This window comes from Streptomyces sp. NPDC050439, from assembly GCF_040655335.1.
GTDB lineage: Bacteria > Actinomycetota > Actinomycetes > Streptomycetales > Streptomycetaceae > Streptomyces.
This window is the reverse complement of sequence record NZ_JBFAJT010000003.1, coordinates 521,853-540,988: the sequence shown is the minus strand read 5'-3', so window position 1 is coordinate 540,988 and position 19,136 is coordinate 521,853. Positions and strand designations below refer to the sequence as shown.

The window sequence follows — 19,136 nt, the reverse complement described above, 5'->3', positions numbered from 1 at the left end:
CGTGAAGTCTACGTGCCCCTGGAGGTGACTACGACGTGCGGGTTGTCATCGCCTCTTCGAGCACGCGCAGCGCCTCGGCCCGGTCCTTGGCGCGGCGCCGGTCGTCGAGCACGGACGTCCAGGCGTTGCGGCGAGCGGTGCGCTGACCGCTGCTCATGAGAATCGACTCGACGGCACGCAGTGCGTCGGTGACGGACGGGATGGCGGTGGCGCGTACGGGCGCGGCCTGCATGGTGGGGCCCTCCTGGGCGGCTATGGGTAGGGCTGTACGTGGGGTAATTCCAGGGTCACTGATTGGTGTTACCAGGGCGTGACTGACCGGTCAAACCCGGATGAAGCCTTGACGCCGAGCCGCAAAACCCTGACGCGGCCCGTACGAACCCCTCACCTGCGGGGACTGTAAGGGCCGCGTCATCTCGGCCACTACTCGTCAGTAGTTACTTGTGCGCCGATTCACACAGTCGGACTCCCGGAAGATCTCCGGGGAGGATCACACCGCCTGCGAGGCCACGTACGCCCCGCGCTTCTCGATCGCCATCTGGTAGAGACGCCCGGCGCGGTACGAGGAGCGGACCAGCGGTCCTGACATGACGCCGGAGAAGCCGATCTCCTCGGCCTCCTCCTTCAGCTCCACGAACTCCTGCGGCTTGGCCCAGCGCTCCACGGGGTGGTGGCGCGGCGTCGGGCGCAGGTACTGCGTGATCGTGATGAGCTCGCAGCCCGCCTCGTGCAGCGCGTGCAGCGCCTCGCTGATCTCCGCGCGCTCCTCGCCCATGCCGAGGATGAGGTTCGACTTGGTGACCAGGCCGGCCTCACGGGCGCGGGTGATGACCTCCAGCGACCGCTCGAAGCGGAAGCCGGGGCGGATCCGCTTGAAGATGCGCGGCACCGTCTCCACGTTGTGCCCGAGGACCTCGGGGCGCGAGGAGAAGACCTCGGCCAGCTGGTCGGGGTCGGCGTTGAAGTCGGGGATGAGCAGCTCGACCTTGGTCTTGCCCTCGGCGCGCTCGGCCGTCATCGCGTGGATCTGGCGCACGGTCTCCGCGTACAGCCAGGCGCCGCCGTCCTCCAGGTCGTCGCGGGCGACGCCGGTGATCGTGGCGTAGTTCAGGTCCATCGTGACGACGGACTCACCGACGCGGCGCGGCTCGTCGCGGTCGAGGGCCTGCGGCTTGCCCGTGTCGATCTGGCAGAAGTCGCAGCGCCGGGTGCACTGGTCACCGCCGATGAGGAAGGTGGCCTCGCGGTCTTCCCAGCACTCGTAGATGTTGGGACAGCCCGCCTCCTGGCAGACCGTGTGCAGGCCCTCGCTCTTCACGAGGTTCTGCATCTTCGTGTACTCGGGGCCCATTTTCGCCCGGGTCTTGATCCACTCGGGCTTGCGCTCGATCGGGGTCTGGGCGTTCCGGACCTCGAGGCGCAGCATCTTGCGTCCGTCCGGTGCGACTGCGGACACATCGGCTCCCTGTAGCTTCGATTCTTCGGCGCACACCAGGGTACGCCCGTGATGTCATTGGGCTGACGTCCGGCCAACCTCCGGCCGACGGGGTGCATTCCCCGAAGCTTCCGGCAGGCCCGGCCGTACCGGTTTTCTAGGCGGTCGCCTTCTCGGTTTCCGGGCTCTCAACCGTCTGTCCGGCGGTCTGTCCGGCGGTCTGTCCGGCGGTCTTCTCCACGGTCCGCGGCTTGAGCTCCGCGTTCTCCAGGACGTCCCGCAGGTGCTTCTCGGCGACGGGCAGGATCTCGGCGATCGTGACCTCGCGGCCCAGCTCGTACGAGAGGGACGTCACGCCCGCGTCGCGGATGCCACACGGGATGATCTTGTCGAACCAGGTGTTGTCCGGGTTCACGTTCAGCGCGAAGCCGTGCATCGTCACGCCCTTGGCGACACGGATGCCGATGGCCGCGATCTTGCGGTCCTCGCGGCGCTGGCCCGCGTTGGACGGGGCGTACTCCGGACCGTTGAACCGGGCGTCGAACTCGTCGTCCTGCGTCCGGGGGTCGAGGTCCAGCGTCAGGCCGCCCAGCGCCGGACGCTCGTCCACCGGGTCACCGAGGACCCATACGCCACTGCGACCCTCCACACGGGACGTCTCCAGGCCGAATTCCGCACACGTACGGATAAGCGCCTCTTCCAGACGGCGCACATGTGCTACGACGTCCACCGGGCGCGGCAGCTTCTGGATCGGGTAGCCCACGAGCTGTCCGGGGCCGTGCCAGGTGATCTTGCCGCCGCGGTCCACGTCGACGACGGGGGTGCCGTCCAGCGGACGCTCGCTGTCCTGCGTGCGGCGGCCCGCGGTGTAGACCGGCAGGTGCTCGAGCAGCAGACACGTGTCGGGCAGTTCGTCGGCGAAGCGGGCGGCGTGCACGCGGCGCTGCTCGTCCCAGGCCTCTTGGTACTCGACCGAATCCGGGCCGAAGCCCAGCCGGACGAACCGAAACTCACTCACGGCAAGTGCCTCCCTAGAACCTGCACCGTGCACATATCGCGCCCCCAGCCACTGTACGGGCAGCGGATTCTCGTCAGTCGTCCGGTCAATCCTCACACGATCGGATGAATGCGGGTCGAAGGCCGCGATGAGGGCAGTGGGGGCCGCTACATTCACGCCGTTCACAGAGCCATAAGGGCTGCTCAAGGCAACGCCCGAAAGGCAGGAGACCGCACAGCTGATGACGGAACGACCTCCGCAGCGCACCCCCAACCGCCAGCTAGCCGCGCTCATCTCAGAAGCCGGGTTCTCCAATGCGGGCCTCGCGCGCCGCGTCGATCAGCTGGGCCTCGAGCACGGTCTCGACCTGCGGTACGACAAGACCTCGGTGACCCGCTGGCTTCGCGGGCAGCAGCCGCGCGGCACCACCCCCGCCCTGATCGCCGAGGTCTTCACCCGGCGGTTAGGGCGCCGCCTCTCCGCACAGGATCTCGGTCTCGACGCCTGTGCGCCGGTGTACGCCGGTCTTGAGTTCGCGGCGAGCCCCGAAGAGGCGATCGACATCGTCGGCGGACTCTGGCGCAAGGATTCCGGAAGCCATGCCGAACTGCGGAAGATCGCGTTCACCCCGGCAGGCCTCGTCGTGCCCAGCCGGGACTGGCTGATCGGCCGGGCCGACGACCGGGTGAGCCGCGGCGACTACGCGCCGAGCGCCGCCCGCGTCCCCACCCAGGGGCGGCCCGCCATACCGCGCCAGCGCAAGGAGCCCGAGCGGGGCGCCGGGGCCAGAGTGACCAGCGGCGACATCTCGGCCCTGCGCTCCGTCGGCGAGCTCTTCCGGGCGCTCGACCACGCGTACGGCGGCGGGCACGCCCGGCAGGCGCTCGTGCGCTATCTGGAGCACGAGGCCGAGCCGATGCTGCGCGGCACGTACGGCGAACAGGCCGGGCGGCGGCTCTTCGCGGCCGCCGCCGACCTCACCCGCCTCGCGGGCTGGACCTCGTACGACATCGCGGCGCACGGCCTCGCCCAGCGCTACTACGTCCAGGCGCTGCGGCTCTCGCAGGCGGCGGGCGACCGCGCGTACGGCTCGTACGTCCTGGTCACCATGAGCCGCCAGGCCGTCTACCTGGGGCACGGCAGAGAGGCCGTACAGCTGGCGCGGGTGGCCCAGCAGGGCGTCGGGTCATCGGCGCCGCCCGTCGTACAGGCCCTGCTGCACGCGGTCGAGGCGCGCGGGCACGGAGTGCTCGGCGAGGTGCGGGCGTGCACGGCGTCGATGGTGCGGGCCGAGCGCGCACTGGAGACGTCGCGGCCGGGCGACGAGGTCCCCCACTGGGCGCGGTTCTTCGACGAGGCCCAGCTCGCGGACGAGTTCGGGCACTGTCACCGGGACCTCCAGCAGTACCGCGTGGCCGCCCAGCACGCGGAGCGCTCGCTCCAGCTGCGCGCCCCCGGGTACGCCCGCAGCCGCCTGTTCTGCCGGGTCGTGCTTGCTTCCTCGCGCCTGGCCCTCGGCGAGCTGGAGCAGGCCTGCCAGCTGGGCGCGGAGGCGGCGCAGGCGGCGGGCGAGATGCGGTCGGTGCGTGCCGTCGAGTACGTACGCGACTTTGAGCGGCGTCTTGAGCCGTACCGCGATGCCGCGGCGGTGCGGGGGTATCGCGACCGGGTGTCGGCGCTGGGCTGACATCCGAGGATGGTGTGTAAGGGGCGGGCCTGCGCAGGCCCGCCCCTTACACATGTGCGCGACTCGTACCGGTGTGTGATCGGGGCTCAGCGCAGTCGCGCGACCTCCTTGGGGGACAACGCCTCGTCCCAGGTGGTCAGTTCGTCGAGGTCGCCGCGCAGACTCGCCTTCTCCGTGCCGATGGACCGCAGCGGCAAGGGGATCGACGCGTCGACGGACCCGATCCGCTTCCCGTCGGCGTACAGAGTGGTGTGTCCCGGGGTCGTCACCCACGTCAGCCGCGTCCAGCGGTCGAGCGGCAGCGTGTGGTCGAAGCTGAAGTCGGCCGCTCCGTACCGCGTGAAGCCGACCTTTCCGGTGCCGTGCTGCATCAGCTTCAGCGCGCCAGCCTTCGAGCTGAGAAGGACTTGGTCCCCGGTCCGGGCCGTCGGACGGACCTGCACCGACACGGTCCACGGCTCGGCGACGTCGAGACCGCCGAAGCCCACCCCGTCCCGGTCGGAGTCGAAGCGCCAGGCCTGACCGAGCACGCCTTGCACGGGGGTGGGGTTGTTGATGATGTACGAGGTGCCGGGGAGGGAGCCCGCCACGTCCTCGGCGAGGATCGTGTTGCCGGGGCTGCCCGCGTACGTCCAGCCGCTGGGGTAAGTGGCGTCGTCGAACGTCCAGTGGTGGCTCGGCCGGCCCTCCACCCTCGGCGGCACCGGGGCGGGCGTCGTGCCCGGAGGGTCGCCGATGCGGGCGGCGCGGGCCCGGAAGTCGGCGAGGGTGTCCGGCGTCGCGGACTTGTTCCAGGTGCGGTCGGCGAGGATCGCGCGGGCGCCCGTCATGCTCTGCTCGAAGTAGCCGTCGTCGGCCCAGAAGTTGTAGTCGGCCCAGTTGGTGACGCCGGAACCGAGCATGTCGGGGTCGGTGTTCGGCGCCCAAGAGTCGTACATCCAGGGCTCGTCCGGATACAGGTGGTGGTAGTTGTTCGGGGTGTCGTAGAACGGGCCGATGGCGATCTCGTCGTGGCCGGGGATCGCGGGCTCGGCGTCCGTGCCCTCCCAGGTGAGGAAGACGACCGGGGCGTGCACCTTCTGGCGGGGCGCGTCGAGGTGCTCGGAGCCGTTGTATACGGCCGTGCGCTTGCCGTGCGAAGTGACGACGTCGTCAAGGGTGTTGATGTAGCGGTTCAGGAGGTCGCCGAGCGTGTCCACGTCCGGGCTCCCGGCCAGGTGATCCTTCACGCGCGGGCACTGGGCGAGCTGCCCGGGGACCTCCTCGGCGCCGATCGAGAACAGCGGCGCGTCGAACCAGCCCGCGAACTCGTCCACGATCTCCTTGGACTTCGCGATCGCCTTGTCGCTGGTCATGTCGATGATCCAGTCGGGCGTGAGGTGCGAGTGCGTATGGGCGCCGGTGCACGCGCCGGGCCCGGACCCGAAGCCGATGCCGAAGGCGTCGCTGATCACGGTGGCGTGGCCGGGGAGTTCGAGGCCGGGCATCAACTGGACGTGGTGGCGGGCCGCGAAGGCCTTCAGGTGCTCGATGTCGGCGCGGCTGTAGCTGTGGTCGGGGTCGGCGAGACCCGGAAATTTCGGGCTGTGGAGGCGGAATCCCTCGGACTCGGAGAGGTGCAGGAACAGGGTGTTGAGCTTCTGGTCGCCCATCCTGCGGATCAGGTTCTCCAGATAGGAGATCTTCCAGTACTTGCGTCCCGCGTCGAGGTGGACCATGCGGACGGCCTGCGCGGGGCGGTCGGTGGAGCGGGCGCGGGGGACGGCGCGGTGGTCGTCGACCGTGGAGCGCAGGAGCTGGAGGAGCGTGCGGGTGCCGTAGTAGAGGCCGTGGGTGGACGCGGCTTCGATGCGGATCGGGCCCGCGCTGTCGAAGCCGTAACCCTCGGCTCCGAGGCCTCCCTTGGAGGTGAGGCCGAGCGTGATGTCGCCGGCGGCCGGTCGGCCCGTGTGGGCGATCCGGGGCGTGATGCCGGTGACCTGCTTGATCTCCGTACGGAGCTGGTCCGCGAGCCTGCGTACGGACTGGTGTGCGGGGCCCGGGAATTCGGCGCGGCCCGAGGGGAGCGCGGTGGTGGATCCGGCGCGCGGGTCGATCAGGATGCGGGTGCGTTCGGTGAGCTGCGTACGGCCGTCGAGCGCGGTCCAATCGGTGGGGCGGGGGACCACGGAGGGCACGCCAGGCGCGCCGGTCCCTTCGGGCCGTGCGCTTTCCGCTGTGGCTGCTGTGGCTGCTGTGGCGGTCGGCAACGATAGACCTCCCATGAATAGGCCGAGGATGAGTGATATCACCGGGATGGTGCGACGCACGTGAGTCCTCCCGCGGCTTGGCGATCCGGTGGGACCGTAGCCGTGGGGTACCGGTGTGGCAAGGGAAGTTGCAGGGGCGGGTGAGGTTCGGTGAGGCGTACTGGGAGGGGGCGTACGGGAAAGGGGGAAGCCCTCGCGTGGGGACGCGAGGGCTTCCAGGGGTGAACCAGAGGTCGGATGGCTGTCAGGCCGCCATCGGTACTTGCCCCTCGCCTTGAGCGGGGTCCACGCCGAGGTCCACGAGTACGGCCCGCGCCGCGCGGCGGCCCGAGTACAGGGCGCCTTGCACCGTGCTGGTGTCCCGGTGGTCGCCGCACACGTAGAGCCCCGAGAGCAGCCGCACCGGGCGGCGCAGATCGTGCGGCGGCGGCATCGCGGGCACCGCCTCGCGGGTGTGGTGGACGGCCAGGGATTCCCAGCGGGCGGTCGACGTGCCGTACAGATCGGCGAGATGGGCGAGGACGGCGCGCTCGTCCGGCGGCGGGCCGAGGACCGTCGACGAGACGAGCGTCCTGCCCGCGGGCGCGCGCGAGGGGTCGACGTGGCTGACGACGGCCGTGTGCGCGACGGGGCCGGAACGGTCGGCGTCGAGGAGCAGCGCGGGCTCGGCGAGCGGTGGTTCGGGTGCCGCGTGGTGCAGCACCGTCACCTGGTGGAAGGACGGCACGCGCAGGCCGGGCAGCAGGGCGGCGGCCGCCCGGGCGTCGGTGGCCAGCAGGACCGCGCGGCAGCGCACCTCACCGTGTTCGGCGGTGGTGACGGAGGTCGTGGAGACGCCCGTGACGCGTACGCCGGTGCGGACCGTCCCCGGTGGCAGCGCGGCCGCCAGGAGCTCGGGCAGCACCTCGGCGCCGCCCTCGGGCAGGCACAGGCGGCCGCGGGCGAAGGAGTGCAGGGCGAGGTCGGCGCAGCGGCTCGATGTCGTCAGGTCCGGGTCGCAGAGGAGCGCGGAGAGCAGCGGGCGCAGGAAGCCGGTGACGGTGCGCGCGGGCAGGCCCCGGGCGAAGAGGGCCTGCGAGGCGGGGAGTTCGGGGCGGGCGAGCAGACGCCTGGGGTCCGTCGCCGCGAGCCTGGCCAGGGCGGCACCGAGCCGGGCCTGGTCGAGCGCGCCGCCGAGGGGGGCGGTACGGGGCGTGGTCCGTGCGGTGCGCGGACCCCTGGGGGCGCTTGCCAGGGCGCGTGCTGCGGTCAGTGCGCCCCTTGCGCGCCGGGGGCTCGTGGGCTCGACGGCGCGGTGGTGCCGGCCGTCGCTGTGCACGAGGACGCCGGGGACGAAGGGGCGCAGCACGAGGGCGTCGAGCCCCGGCGTGTGACGCAACTCGGGGTAGGACGTGGTGAGCAGCTGCCCGATCCTGTCGAGCCGGAAGCCGTCGACCTTCTCCGTCGACATGCGCCCGCCGACGTAAGGGGCGGCTTCCAGGACGACGGTCGTTACACCAGCACTGGTCAGCTGGTGGGCGGCCGACAGGCCGGCGGCGCCGGCTCCCACGATGACGACATCCGCATGGTGCGCAGGCTCTGGCACGTGCCCCTCCCCGAGGTTGCGCGGCTGCTGGGGACGTCATGCCCTCAACAGGGCTTCGGAATCACCGAGTTCCGCACGAGGGTAGGAGCACGAACGGCCGGGGGGAGTCGCGCATCGACCGGGCACGGTCGCACGCCGGGCGCGCGGCGGTAGCGCGACGGTCGGGGCGAAGAACCTGTGGCTGAGGCCAGGCCCTCTACCGCAGCGCCGCGCGGAGCGTCTCCTCGATGCCCGGGAACGCGAACGAGAAGCCCGACTCCAGGAGCCGGGTCGGCAGCACCCGCTGGCTGCCGAGCACGTCACCGGCCATCTCGCCGAGCACGACGCGCAGCGCGGGCGCGGGCGCCGCGAAGAGCGTGGGCCGGTGCAGCACCCGGCCCATCGCGGCCGTCACCTCGCGGTTGGTGAGCGGGTCGGGCGCCGTCAGATTGACCGGGCCCGCGAGCGAATCCGTGTCGAGCAGGTGCCGCAGCGCGGCCACCGCGTCGTGCAGCGAGATGTAGCTCCAGTACTGCCTGCCGTCGCCGAGCCGTCCGCCGAGCCCCGCCTTGAAGAGCGGGAACATGCGCTGCCAGGCCCCGCCCTCGCGCGCCACCACCAGGCCGTTGCGCGCGAAGACCGTGCGGATGCCCGCCGCGTGCGCCGCGGCGGCCGCGCCCTCCCACTCCACGCACAGGGACGGCAGGAAGCCCTCTCCGGAGGGGGCACTCTCGTCCACCGCCCGCTGACCGGTGTCTCCGTAGTAGCCGATCGCACTGGCGCACAGGAACACCCGGGGCTTCTCGTCGAGGGCGGCGGCCGCCTCGGCGAGCGTCGTGGTGCCGAGCACCCTGCTGTCGCGGAGCTCCTGCTTGTAGGCGTCCGTCCAGCGGCGGTCACCGATCCCGGCTCCGGCCAGGTTGACCAGCGCGTCGCAGCCCGCGAGCCCCGCCGTGTCGACGTACCCCTTCTTGGGGTCCCAGCGCACCTCCTGCTGCGTACGAGGCGCCCGGCGCACCAGTCGCACCACGTCGTGGCCGTCGTCGGCGAGGGCGCGTGTCAGCGCCGTTCCGATGAGGCCGGACGCTCCGGCCACGGCGATTCGTGACCGCTGCGGCGAAGGGGCTGAACTCTCGGGATCGGTGGGTGCCATGAAGTCATCCTGCCCCGGAAACCCCCGCAAAGGCGTCAGGCGGCCGTCGTACAGTGACGCCCATGCAGGACATGCTCATACGTACCGCTCTGCCGGACGACGAAGAAGCCCTTGGCCGCATCGACCGCGTCACCTGGTCCACCCTGCACGCGGTACAGCCTGCGCCGCAGCTTCCGTACCCGCCCTTCTTCAGTGAACGCTTCGGACCGCACGACCACTTGGTCGCCGAGCTGAACGGCGTGGTCGTCGGTTACATACGGCTCGGATATCCCACCTCCGTCCTGGCCAACGCCCATGTGCGCCAGATCCTGGGCTTCGCCGTCTCGGACGAGGCGCGTGGCAAGGGAGTGGGCCGCCGTCTGGTCCAGGCCGCGGTGGAGGAGGCCCGCCGTCAGGGCGCGCGGCGCATCACGCTGCGGGTGCTCGGCCACAACATCCCGGCCCGGACGCTCTACGCCTCCGAGGGGTTCGTGATCGAGGGGGTGCTGCCGGGTGAGTTCTTCCTCGACGGCGCCTATGTGGACGACGTGCTGATGGGGCGCGTGCTCTGACACCCCCCCCGCACCCCCCGGGAGCTGCCACCCGACGGACCGGCCCGGCGTGCGGCGGGCACGCGCGCGTAGGAGCGTGGAATGGCCGACCGGAAGGAGCGAACCGATGTTCAGGGTCGCTGCTGCCAGCCGGCGGGACCGGGACGAGCCCGGCTGGCTGCGCGGCGCGCCGCCGCCCACCTGGGTGCGCTGGCCTCCGCCCGTGCTCCTGGTCGTGACCTGCGTCATCCAGCTGTCCACTCCGGAGACGGTCGATCTCAGCTTCCTGCTCGCCGCCGTGCCCCCGCTGGCCGCGCTGTCGTACGGCGCCTTTGTCACGGCCCTCTTCGGCGGCACTGTGGTGCTGCTCCTTTACCTGCCGGGCTTCGGGCTCGGCCGCCCCGGGGACAGCGATGTGCTGACGGTCGCCTTCGTGGCGCTGCTGAGCATCGTGTTCGCCTGGGTACGCAGCCGCCGTGACACGCAGCTCGTCACCGTCCGGACCGTCGCGGAGGCCGCCCAGTTCGCCGTCCTGCCGCCGCTGCCGGAACGCGTGGGTCCGGTGCGCTGCGCGGGCCTCTACCGCGCGGCCCAGGGCGGGACGCTGGTCGGCGGTGATCTCTTCGACGTGCGCAAGGGACCCAGCGGCGTACGGGCGCTGGTGGGCGATGTGCAGGGGCACGGCTTGGCGGCCGTCGGCACGGTCGCCGCGCTGCTCGGCGCCTTCCGGGAGGCGGTGCTCGACCAGCCCGACCTGGAGGGGGTCGCCGCCCGGCTCGACCGTCGGCTCGTGGTGGACTCCGAGGAGGCCGAGCACGCCGAGCTCTTCGCCACCGCCGTGCTCCTCGAATTCCGTGACGACGCAGCCGAGCTGCGCGTCGTCTCCTGCGGCCACCCGCCCCCGCTGCTGCTGCGGGGCGGGTCCGTCCAGGAGCTCGCCGTGGCGCCGGGTGCTCCGCTGGGCCTGGGGATCGCGGGAGTCGCCCCGCCCGAAGAGGTGACCGTGGGCCTGCGGCCCGGCGACCGGCTGCTCGTGGTGACCGACGGGGTGACCGAGGCGCGGGACGGCTCCGGCGCCTTCTACCCGCTGACCGAACGCCTTCCGGTGCTCTGCGCCGACCTGCGGGACGACCCGGCGGCGATGACGTCCGCGGTCTGGAAGGACCTGGTCCGCTTCTCCGGCGGGGTCGGGGACGACGTGGCCCTGCTGGCGTTCTCCCTGGACCTGGGGCCGGACGGACGGCCGGACCCGCGGGTGGTCCCGGGGCTTTAGCGGGGGGCCAGGAGCCGCAGCCCGCCCGTCAGTTCGCGCAGGCAGCGCACCGCGAGGACGGCGGGGGAGCCGGGCCCCACGGCCGGCGCGTCCCCCGCGGCCCAGGTCTCCAGGGCCAGGCGGATGGCGTCGGTGGCGGCCGCGGCGGCCAGGCGTACGTCCAGTTCGTCGGCGTCGTCCCCGGCCAGCCGGGCGAGCACGGGCACGAGCTGCTCCTCGGACTCCTGGTTCACGCGGTACCAGACGGCGCGCAGCGCCGGGTCGTCCTGCGCCGCGCGCAGCAGACCGCGGGTCCATTCCAGGGCTTCGGCCGCGTGGTCGTCGCCCGCGGTCAGCGCGTCCGCGATCGACCGCTCCAGGGCCGTCGGCACCCCGGCGGCCGGGTCGAGGGCCGCCAGGTGAGCCCGCCACTCGGCGGCGCCGCCCGCGAGGAGCGGGGCGACCGCGTCCTGCTTGTTCCGGAAGTACCGGTAGAAGGTGCGCAGCGCCACTCCCGCCCGGCCCGCGATCTCCTCGGCCGTGGTGCCGTCCGGGCCCCGCTCGGCGAAGAGCTCGGCCGCGGCGCGGGCGATGTCGAGCTGCGTGGCCGCCTTGCGGCGCTCGGTCAGCGACGGCTGAGCCGGCGCCGGGGGCTGCGATGACTGCGACGGGTGGGTGCTCACCCCCGCAGCCTACGCGCGATCCTCACCCTGATACATGAATTGTCGTCATGGCAAAACGTGCCATGAAGGCGTACATTGAAATCAGATCGGGAAGGCCGGAGCCATGCAAGGACCCGGGAGCCCGGAGTTGATCGGAGGCATCTCATGAACCGGTACGCAGGCCGTCGCGCACTCATCACCGGCGGGGGCTCGGGGATCGGGCAGGCCTCCGTCCTGCGCGTCCTGGAGGAGGGCGGCAGGGTCGTGGCCGCCGACGTCAGCGAGGCGGGCCTGAAGGACACCGCCGAGAAGGCGGGCGCGGCGGCCGACCGCCTCACCACGCTCGTGGTCGACATCTCGGACGAGACCTCGGTGCGCGAAGGCGTCGCCGCCGCGGTCAGTGCGCTCGGCGGCCTGGACGTCCTGGTGAACGCGGCGGGCGTGCTCCGCTCCTCGCACACGCACGAGACCAGCCTGGATTCCTTCGAGCACGTCATCCGGATCAACCTGGTGGGCACGTTCCTGGTGATCCGCGAGGCGATCCCGGCGCTGCTGGCGGGCGATGACGCCGCCGTCATCAACTTCAGCTCCACCTCGGCGGTCTTCGCCCACCCGTACATGGCGGCTTACGCGGCGAGCAAGGGCGGCATCCAGTCCATGACGCACGCGCTGGCCAGTGAGTACGGCAAGCGGGGAATCCGCTTCAATTCCGTCCAGCCCGGCTCCATATCCAGCGGCATGACCGACGGCAGCGGTGCCAGCAGGCAGAGCGTGGGCCCCGGTCTGCCCGCGGACGCCGACATGAGCCTGTTCGTGAAGCTCGCGCCGGCCATCGGCCAGGGCTTCGCGGGGCCGGAATCGGTGGCATCGGTCGTCGCGCTGCTCGGCTCGCGGGACGGCAAATTCATCACCGGCACCGAGGTCCGGGTGGACGGCGGCACCCACTTCTGAGCCCGCCCTCCGGTTCACTCGATCGGCCGAGCGCGGATCGCGGGTGGAGGGGGTGGGCCGGACAGTCGGAGCATGCGTGTCTTCCGTGGGTCGTCCGCGGCGCGCGTGCCGGTGGTGGTGCGTGCGGTGCTCGGCTGTGTGCCCGGAGCCGCGGCCGTGGCGCTTCTGCTGCTGTGCGCGTGGTTCGTGGGACCGGGGGTCTCAGGGGCGTCGGTGCGGGCGGGTGACGGTGCGGTGGCGTTGGCCGGGCTCGGTGAGCGGGCCGGCGTGACCGGGCGGCACTCGATGATGCCCGCGGCAGCGGCTCCGGTGCGGCGGGAGGCGGACCATCCCGCGGCACGGCCACGCGTGGTGCCACGCGCCGAGTGGCTCGGCGACGCGACGGGCGAGACGCCGCCCGCCCGGTACGCCGGCCGGGTCCAGGCCGTGTTCATCCACCACACGGACACCCCGAACAGCTACGACTGCGCCGATGCCGCGCGCACCATCCGTTATCTGCACACCGGCCAGACCGAGGGGAGACAGTGGGACGACATCGGCTACAACTTCCTCGTCGACCGGTGCGGGACCGTCTACGAAGGGCGTGCGGGCGGCATCGAGAGGGCCGTCGTAGGGGCGCACACGCAGGGCTACAACAAGGGGTCGGTGGGGATCGCGGCCATCGGGACGTTCACGGAGGGGACGCCTGTCCCCAAGGCCATGACCGACGCCATCGCCGGGCTGATCGCGTGGAAACTCGGCCTCTCGGGCGTGGACCCGCGCTCCACGGTGCGGCTGGTCTCCACGAACAGCCTCAGCAGGTATCCGGCGGGGGCGGTCGAGGCGTTCAGCGCGGTGTCCGGGCACCGCGACGGCTACACCACCTCCTGCCCGGGTGCGGCGCTGACGGCCGCGCTCCCCGCGATCAGGGAGAAGGCCGCACGGCTGCAGGGACGGTGAGAGGGGGTACGGGCCGGTCAGGGCAGGTGCGGGGTTCGGGCTCAGTCGGCCTCGGCGAAGCGTTCCCACAGCCTCGGGTAGCGCTCGGCCATCACCGCCTCGTTCTCGAAGTCGAGCGGCGTCCCTTGTGGCTCCGTCGGGGCGGGGGCGATGCCGAGATCGGGGGTGACCACGCCGGTGAGCTGCTCGTAGGCCTCGTCCGCCGCGTAGCCGAGCTCCTCGCCGTCGCCGTCGATGTCCTCGTCGAAGTCGTCGAGGAGATCCGCGAGCGAGTCCGGGTCGTGCAGGGCTCCCTCGAAGACCTCGCGGCCCTGACCGATCAGCCAGCAGCGGAAGTAGTCGAAGGCGTCATCACTGGCGCCACCGAGGAGGACCCAGGAAGCGCCCCACAGATCCCAGCGGTAGGCCCGGTTGTAGCGCGCCTCGAAGTGACGGGCGAAGTCGAGCACCATGTCCGGCTCGAGTTCCAGGAGTTTCTCCGTGAGCAGGTCGGCGTGGTCCTCGGGGTCGCCCTCGGCGGCCACGCGGGTGCGGTCCACGATCTCCCAGAACTCCGTCTCGTCCATCACGGGACAAGCATCGGTCCTGAGGGGTGGGTACGCACGCGGAGTGCGGCGGATGCGACTGTCTCGTTATGCGTGCACATGCCCATGGAAAACCCGACAGCAGGTGTCGGCATTGGGTGGCAGCCTCGACGTCATGGAGAGCGAAGAGATGGACACCACGCACGCACCCGCGCACCCCCTGACCGGAAAGGTCGCCCTCGTCGCCGGCGCCACCCGCGGCGCGGGCCGCGCCATGGCCGTGGAACTCGGCCGCGCGGGGGCCACCGTGTACGCGACGGGCCGTACGACCCGGGCACACACCAGTGAGGTCGGGCGCACCAAGGAGACCATCGAGGGGACCGCGGAGCTGATCACCGCCGCGGGCCGGGAGGCAGGCGGGCCGGGCACCGGCATCGCCGTGCCCACCGATCACCTGGAGCCCGAGCAGGTCGAGGCCCTCGTCGACCGGATCGACCGTGAGCAGGGCCGCCTGGACATCCTGGTCAACGACATCTGGGGCGGCGACATCCACGTCGAGTGGGACAAGAAGATGTGGGAGCACGACCTCGACAAGGGGCTGCGCCTGATGCGCCTCGGCATCGAGACCCACATCGTCACCAGCCGGTACGCGCTGCCGCTGCTCATCAAGAACCCCGGCGGCCTGGTCGTCGAGGTCACCGACGGCACCGAGGAGTACAACGGCCCCAACTACCGCAAGCCCTTCTACTACGACCTCGCGAAGTCGACCCCGCTGCGGATGGCATGGGGACTGGCCCAGGAGGTCAAGGAGTACGGCTGCACGGCGCTCTGCCTGACCCCCGGCTGGCTGCGCTCCGAGGCAATGCTCGACACGCACTTCAAGGTCACCGAGGAGAACTGGCTCGACGGCCGCGAGCAGAACCCGCACTTCGCGATCTCCGAGACCCCGACCTTCGTCGGCCGGGCCCTGGTCGCGCTCGCCGCCGACCCCGAAGTGGCCCGCTGGAACGGCGAGTCGCTCTCCAGTGGCGGTCTCGCCAAGGAGTACGGCTTCACGGACGTCGACGGTTCGGCGCCGGATGCCTGGCGCTACATCGCGGAGGTCGAGCAGAAGGGCAAGCCCGCGGACGTCACCGGCTACCGCTAGCCGCCTCCCGCCCACCGGCTGACGGCATCATGGGGGCATGCGCGCTGCACGCCTCATCAAGATGGTGCTTCTGCTCCAGGCCCGCCCCTCCATGACCGCCGCCGAGCTCGCGGGTGAGCTCGAAGTGTCCGAGCGGACCATCACGCGGGACGCCCAGGCCCTTTCGGAGGCGGGCGTCCCGGTCTACGCGGACCGGGGGCGGGCCGGCGGCTACCGCCTCATCGGCGGCTACCGCACCCGGCTCACCGGCCTGGGGCGCAGCGAGGCGGAGGCCCTCTTCCTCTCCGGGGTGCCGGGCGCGCTGCGCGAGATGGGCCTGGAGGACGCGGCGTCGGCGGCCCGCCTGAAGGTGTCGGCGGCGTTGATGCCCTCGCTGCGCGACGCCTCGCAGAACGCGTCGCAGCGCTTCCACCTGGACGCGCCGGGCTGGTTCAAGGAGACGCCCGCGCCCGAGCTGCTGCCCGCGCTGGCGGACGCGGTGTGGGACGACCGGCGCGTCACCGCGCGCTACCGGCGCCAGGACACCGAGGTGGAACGGGAGTTGGAGCCCTACGGCCTCGTGCTCAAGGCCGGGGTCTGGTACCTGTGCGCGCGGGTGCCCGACACGGGCTCCTTCCGCGTCTACCGCATCGACCGGTTCACCGCGATCGCCGCCGACGAGGACCGCTTCGTACGCGACGAGGAGTTCGACCTGCCGGGCTTCTGGGAGGAACGGGCCGCGCAGTTCGCGCGGGCGATCCTGCACTCCGAAGTCGTGCTGCGGCTCTCCGAGGCAGGCGTGCGCCAGCTCCCGCACGCCACCGACTCCGCGTCCACCCAGGAAGCACTGGAGACCGCGAGCGCCCCCGACGAGGAGGGCTGGGTGACGCTGACCCTCCCCGTGGAGAACGAGACGGTGGCGTACACGCAGCTCATGTCCCTGGGCCCGGAGGTGGAGGTCCTGGAGCCGACGACGCTCAGGGAGCGATTCGCACAAGCGGCACACAGAATGGCTGATCGCTACCGGTAATCGGGTGGGTGGGCGGGAAAACATCCGCCGCGAAGCGGCGGCTCAGAACTGCACCCGCACACGGGAACGGGCCCCTGCCGAAAAGACAGAGACCCGCACCCGCACCAAGCCGAAGGCTACAGACCGTACTTGGCCCGAGCTTCCTTCACCGCGGAAGCCTGCACCTCGCCACGACGCGCAAGCTGCGCCAGCGACGCCACGACGATCGACTCCGCGTCGATGCCGAAGTGGCGGCGAGCCGCGTCACGCGTGTCGGAGAGACCGAAGCCGTCCGCACCCAGGGACGAGTAGTCCTGCTCGACCCACTGCGCGATCTGGTCGGGAACCTGCCGCATGTAGTCGGACACCGCGAGCACGGGACCCTGCGCACCCTCCAGCGCCGTACGCACGTACGGAATCCGCTCCTCGCCGCGCAGGATGGCCTCGTCGGCCTCCAGGGCGTCGCGGCGCAGCTCGGTCCAGGACGTCGCGGACCACACGTCGGCGGCCACGCCCCACTCCTCGGCGAGCATCTTCTGCGCGGCGAGGGTCCAGTGGATGGCCGTGCCCGAACCGATCAGCTGGATGCGCGAGGCGTTGGCCGCGGGGGAGTGCCCCGCCGTCTCGGCGGTGTTGAAGCGGTACAGGCCCTTGACGATGCCCTCGTCCACACCCGCGGGCTTCGCGGGCTGCGGCATCGGCTCGTTGTAGACGGTGAGGTAGTAGAAGACGTTCTGGTCCTCACCGGGGGCGGCCTCGCCGTACATCCGGCGCAGACCGTCCTTGACGATCGCCGCGACCTCGTAGGCGAACGCGGGGTCGTACGACATGGCGGCGGGGTTCGTCGCGGCGATCACCGGCGAGTGACCGTCCGCGTGCTGCAGACCCTCACCCGTCAGCGTCGTACGACCGGCGGTGGCGCCGACGAGGAAGCCGCGGCCGAGCTGGTCGCCGAGCTGCCACATCTGGTCGGCCGTGCGCTGCCAGCCGAACATCGAGTAGAAGATGTAGAACGGGATCATGGCTTCGCCGTGCGTCGCGTACGACGTCGACGCGGCGATGAAGTCCGCCATCGAGCCGGCCTCGGTGATCCCCTCGTTGAGGATCTGGCCGTCCTTCGCCTCGCGGTAGTACATCAGCTGGTCGCGGTCGACCGGCTCGTACGTCTGGCCCTTGGGCGAGTAGATGCCGAGCGACGGGAAGAGCGACTCCATGCCGAAGGTGCGCGCCTCGTCGGGGACGATCGGCACCCAGCGCTTGCCGGACTCCTTGTCGCGGATCAGGTCCTTGACCAGGCGTACGAAGGCCATGGTCGTCGCCATCGACTGCGAGCCGGAGCCCTTGTCGAACGCGGCGAACGACTTGTCGGCCGGGGCGGGCAGCGGGGAGAGGGGCTGCGTGCGGCGGGCCGGGGCCGGGCCGCCGAGGGCGGCACGGCGCTCCTGGAGGTAGCGGACCTCGGGGGAGTCGGCGCCCGGGTGGCCGTAGGGCACCACGCCGTCGACGAACTGGCTGTCCGAGATCGGCAGCTCGAGGAGGTCGCGCATGTCCTTGAACTCGTCCACCGTGAGCTTCTTCATCTGGTGGTTGGCGTTCTTGGACTCGAAGCCCTTGCCAAGCGTGAAGCCCTTGACCGTCTGCGCGAGGATCACGGTCGGCGCGCCCTTGTGGGTGAGCGCCGCACGGTAGGCCGCGTAGACCTTGCGGGCCTCGTGGCCGCCGCGCGAGAGGTGGAAGCACTCGCTGATCTTGTCGTCGCTGAGCAGCTTGCCGAGCTCGACGAGCGCGGGCTCGGAGCCGAAGAAGTGCTCGCGGATGTAGGCGGCGTCGCGGGTCGCGTACGTCTGGAACTGCGCGTCCGGCACCTCGCGCAGGCGGCGGACCAGGGCGCCGTTGGTGTCGAGCTGGAACAGCTCGTCCCAGGCGTTGCCCCACAGGACCTTGATGACGTTCCAGCCGGCACCGCGGAACTGGGCCTCCAGCTCCTGGACCACGCGGAAGTTGGCGCGGACCGGGCCGTCGAGGCGCTGCAGGTTGCAGTTGATGACGTAGGTGAGGTTGTCGAGACCCTCACGGGCGGCGAGCGCGAGGGCTGCCGTCGACTCGGGCTCGTCCATCTCGCCGTCACCGAGGAACGCCCACACGTGCGAGGGGGAGACGTCCTTGATGTTGCGGTTGGTCAGGTAGCGGTTGAAGCGCGCCTGGTAGATCGCCGACAGCGGGCCGAGGCCCATGGAGACGGTCGGGAACTCCCACAGCCAGGGCAGTCGCCGCGGGTGCGGGTAGGACGGCAGGCCGTTGCCGCCCGCCTCCTGGCGGAAGTTGTCGAGGTGCCCCTCGTTCAGGCGGCCGTCGAGGAAGGCGCGGGCGTAGATGCCGGGGGAGGCGTGGCCCTGGATGTACAGCTGGTCGCCGGAGCCGTCCCCCTCCTTGCCCTTGAAGAAGTGGTTGAAGCCCGTCTCGTACAGCCAGGCGGCGGAGGCGAAGGTGGCGATGTGGCCGCCGACGCCGTGCTTGCTGCCCCGGGTCACCATCGCGGCCGCGTTCCAGCGGTTCCACGCGGCGATGCGCTGCTCCAGCGCCTCGTCGCCCTCGATCGCCGGCTCGGCGGAGGTGGGGATGGTGTTGACGTAGTCGGTCTCAAGGAGCTTGGGCAGCGCCAGGCCCGCGCCCTCGGCGCGCTCCAGCGTGCGGCGCATCAGGTATGCAGCACGGTGCGGCCCGGCCGCCTGGGTAACGGCGTCCAGGGAGGCCTGCCATTCGGCGGTCTCCTCGGGGTCGCGGTCCGGGAGCTGGTCGAGCTCGCTCGGCTGGATTGCGGAGGGGTCGGTCATGTCGCCGCCTTCCTGAGTCGGAGGGGGTCCCCTGTTCGGTAAGGGGTGGGGGTGCCCTAGGTCTTTGGCAGGACAGGGCGTAAGGCTCGGGTGGGAGCCCGTCGGAGACTCTAACTCCGTGATCGATGATCGATCAAAGGGTTGAAGGCGAAAACTCCTTCATATTGAGAAAGTAGGCATCCGGTGCCATTAATGCGGGCACGCGGTGCCTTCGAATGCAAGGA

Annotated in this window: 16 protein-coding genes; 7 read left to right on the top strand and 9 right to left on the bottom strand. The window is 71.3% G+C overall.

From position 1 onward, the window contains the following. Positions 1 to 28: 28 nt before the first annotated feature. From AB0I66_RS15460 to lipB, 3 genes are all read right to left on the bottom strand, one after another. A complete protein-coding gene (locus tag AB0I66_RS15460) occupies positions 29 to 232 on the bottom strand; it encodes a hypothetical protein (protein WP_363208335.1) in 204 nt (67 codons plus the stop codon). Positions 233 to 490: 258 nt separating this feature from the next. Continuing rightward, positions 491 to 1,456, bottom strand: a complete 966-nt coding sequence (locus AB0I66_RS15455; RefSeq protein ID WP_363208334.1) for a lipoyl synthase — start codon at positions 1,454 to 1,456, stop codon at positions 491 to 493. Between the two features lie 136 nt (positions 1,457 to 1,592). After that, positions 1,593 to 2,453, bottom strand: a complete 861-nt coding sequence (lipB, locus tag AB0I66_RS15450; RefSeq protein ID WP_363208333.1) for a lipoyl(octanoyl) transferase LipB — start codon at positions 2,451 to 2,453, stop codon at positions 1,593 to 1,595. Between the two features lie 220 nt (positions 2,454 to 2,673). Between lipB and AB0I66_RS15445 the strand changes: the two genes are divergently transcribed. Further along, positions 2,674 to 4,119 (top strand): regulator, encoded by a 1,446-nt coding sequence (locus AB0I66_RS15445; RefSeq protein ID WP_363208332.1) that lies wholly within the window; start codon positions 2,674 to 2,676, stop codon positions 4,117 to 4,119. A gap of 86 nt (positions 4,120 to 4,205) precedes the next feature. Here AB0I66_RS15445 and AB0I66_RS15440 read toward each other — a convergent pair whose 3' ends face one another. The 3 genes from AB0I66_RS15440 to AB0I66_RS15430 all read right to left on the bottom strand — a co-directional run bounded on the left by AB0I66_RS15440 (position 4,206) and on the right by AB0I66_RS15430 (position 9,085). Then, positions 4,206 to 6,296, bottom strand: a complete 2,091-nt coding sequence (locus AB0I66_RS15440) for a family 20 glycosylhydrolase (RefSeq protein ID WP_363208331.1) — start codon at positions 6,294 to 6,296, stop codon at positions 4,206 to 4,208. 316 nt (positions 6,297 to 6,612) lie between these two features. After that, a complete protein-coding gene (locus tag AB0I66_RS15435) occupies positions 6,613 to 7,953 on the bottom strand; it encodes an NAD(P)/FAD-dependent oxidoreductase (protein ID WP_363208330.1) in 1,341 nt (446 codons plus the stop codon). A 196-nt stretch (positions 7,954 to 8,149) separates the two neighbouring features. Continuing rightward, on the bottom strand, positions 8,150 to 9,085 hold the full coding sequence (locus tag AB0I66_RS15430) for a TIGR01777 family oxidoreductase (protein WP_363208329.1): 936 nt from the start codon (positions 9,083 to 9,085) through the stop codon (positions 8,150 to 8,152). 62 nt (positions 9,086 to 9,147) lie between these two features. On the opposite strand from AB0I66_RS15430, the gene AB0I66_RS15425 reads away from it, so the two are divergent. Together AB0I66_RS15425 and AB0I66_RS15420 are read left to right on the top strand one after the other, a co-directional pair. Then, a complete protein-coding gene (locus AB0I66_RS15425; protein WP_363208328.1) occupies positions 9,148 to 9,636 on the top strand; it encodes a GNAT family N-acetyltransferase in 489 nt (162 codons plus the stop codon). 106 nt (positions 9,637 to 9,742) lie between these two features. Continuing rightward, positions 9,743 to 10,888: a PP2C family protein-serine/threonine phosphatase gene (locus AB0I66_RS15420; RefSeq protein WP_363208326.1), complete on the top strand. Its 1,146-nt coding sequence runs from the start codon at positions 9,743 to 9,745 to the stop codon at positions 10,886 to 10,888. On the opposite strand, the gene AB0I66_RS15415 is transcribed toward AB0I66_RS15420, so the two are convergent. Next, a complete protein-coding gene (locus AB0I66_RS15415; protein ID WP_363208325.1) occupies positions 10,885 to 11,550 on the bottom strand; it encodes a TetR family transcriptional regulator in 666 nt (221 codons plus the stop codon). The two genes, AB0I66_RS15420 and AB0I66_RS15415, sit on opposite strands and share 4 nt — an antisense overlap. A 144-nt stretch (positions 11,551 to 11,694) precedes the next feature. Between AB0I66_RS15415 and AB0I66_RS15410 the strand changes: the two genes are divergently transcribed. Both AB0I66_RS15410 and AB0I66_RS15405 read left to right on the top strand, forming a co-directional pair. Continuing rightward, on the top strand, positions 11,695 to 12,480 hold the full coding sequence (locus tag AB0I66_RS15410; protein WP_363208324.1) for an SDR family NAD(P)-dependent oxidoreductase: 786 nt from the start codon (positions 11,695 to 11,697) through the stop codon (positions 12,478 to 12,480). 72 nt (positions 12,481 to 12,552) lie between these two features. Further along, positions 12,553 to 13,419: a peptidoglycan recognition protein gene (locus AB0I66_RS15405; protein WP_363208323.1), complete on the top strand. Its 867-nt coding sequence runs from the start codon at positions 12,553 to 12,555 to the stop codon at positions 13,417 to 13,419. Positions 13,420 to 13,460: 41 nt separating this feature from the next. Here AB0I66_RS15405 and AB0I66_RS15400 read toward each other — a convergent pair whose 3' ends face one another. Continuing rightward, positions 13,461 to 13,985 carry a DUF4240 domain-containing protein gene (locus AB0I66_RS15400; protein WP_363208687.1) on the bottom strand — a complete coding sequence of 175 codons (525 nt, stop codon included), beginning with the start codon at positions 13,983 to 13,985 and terminating at the stop codon, positions 13,461 to 13,463. 133 nt (positions 13,986 to 14,118) lie between these two features. Here AB0I66_RS15400 and AB0I66_RS15395 point away from each other — a divergent pair, with 133 nt between their 5' ends. Together AB0I66_RS15395 and AB0I66_RS15390 are read left to right on the top strand one after the other, a co-directional pair. After that, positions 14,119 to 15,090, top strand: a complete 972-nt coding sequence (locus AB0I66_RS15395; RefSeq protein ID WP_363208322.1) for an SDR family oxidoreductase — start codon at positions 14,119 to 14,121, stop codon at positions 15,088 to 15,090. A 37-nt stretch (positions 15,091 to 15,127) separates the two neighbouring features. Then, positions 15,128 to 16,099: a YafY family protein gene (locus AB0I66_RS15390; protein ID WP_363208321.1), complete on the top strand. Its 972-nt coding sequence runs from the start codon at positions 15,128 to 15,130 to the stop codon at positions 16,097 to 16,099. Positions 16,100 to 16,215: 116 nt separating this feature from the next. On the opposite strand, the gene aceE is transcribed toward AB0I66_RS15390, so the two are convergent. After that, complete coding sequence (aceE, locus tag AB0I66_RS15385; RefSeq protein ID WP_363208320.1) at positions 16,216 to 18,912, bottom strand: pyruvate dehydrogenase (acetyl-transferring), homodimeric type; 2,697 nt, start codon at positions 18,910 to 18,912, stop codon at positions 16,216 to 16,218. Between the last annotated feature and the right edge of the window lie 224 nt (positions 18,913 to 19,136).

Bases quoted from the DNA above. Each gene is read 5' to 3' on its own strand.
- AB0I66_RS15460 (WP_363208335.1), bottom strand. From the start codon at position 232: ATGCAGGCCGCGCCCGTACGCGCCACCGCCATCCCGTCCGTCACCGAC.
- AB0I66_RS15445 (WP_363208332.1), top strand. From the start codon at position 2,674: ATGACGGAACGACCTCCGCAGCGCACCCCCAACCGCCAGCTAGCCGCG.
- AB0I66_RS15430 (WP_363208329.1), bottom strand. From the start codon at position 9,085: ATGGCACCCACCGATCCCGAGAGTTCAGCCCCTTCGCCGCAGCGGTCA.
- AB0I66_RS15425 (WP_363208328.1), top strand. From the start codon at position 9,148: ATGCAGGACATGCTCATACGTACCGCTCTGCCGGACGACGAAGAAGCC.
- AB0I66_RS15420 (WP_363208326.1), top strand. From the start codon at position 9,743: ATGTTCAGGGTCGCTGCTGCCAGCCGGCGGGACCGGGACGAGCCCGGC.
- AB0I66_RS15410 (WP_363208324.1), top strand. From the start codon at position 11,695: ATGAACCGGTACGCAGGCCGTCGCGCACTCATCACCGGCGGGGGCTCG.
- AB0I66_RS15405 (WP_363208323.1), top strand. From the start codon at position 12,553: ATGCGTGTCTTCCGTGGGTCGTCCGCGGCGCGCGTGCCGGTGGTGGTG.
- AB0I66_RS15400 (WP_363208687.1), bottom strand. From the start codon at position 13,985: ATGGACGAGACGGAGTTCTGGGAGATCGTGGACCGCACCCGCGTGGCC.
- AB0I66_RS15395 (WP_363208322.1), top strand. From the start codon at position 14,119: ATGGAGAGCGAAGAGATGGACACCACGCACGCACCCGCGCACCCCCTG.
- AB0I66_RS15390 (WP_363208321.1), top strand. From the start codon at position 15,128: ATGCGCGCTGCACGCCTCATCAAGATGGTGCTTCTGCTCCAGGCCCGC.
- aceE (WP_363208320.1), bottom strand. From the start codon at position 18,912: ATGACCGACCCCTCCGCAATCCAGCCGAGCGAGCTCGACCAGCTCCCG.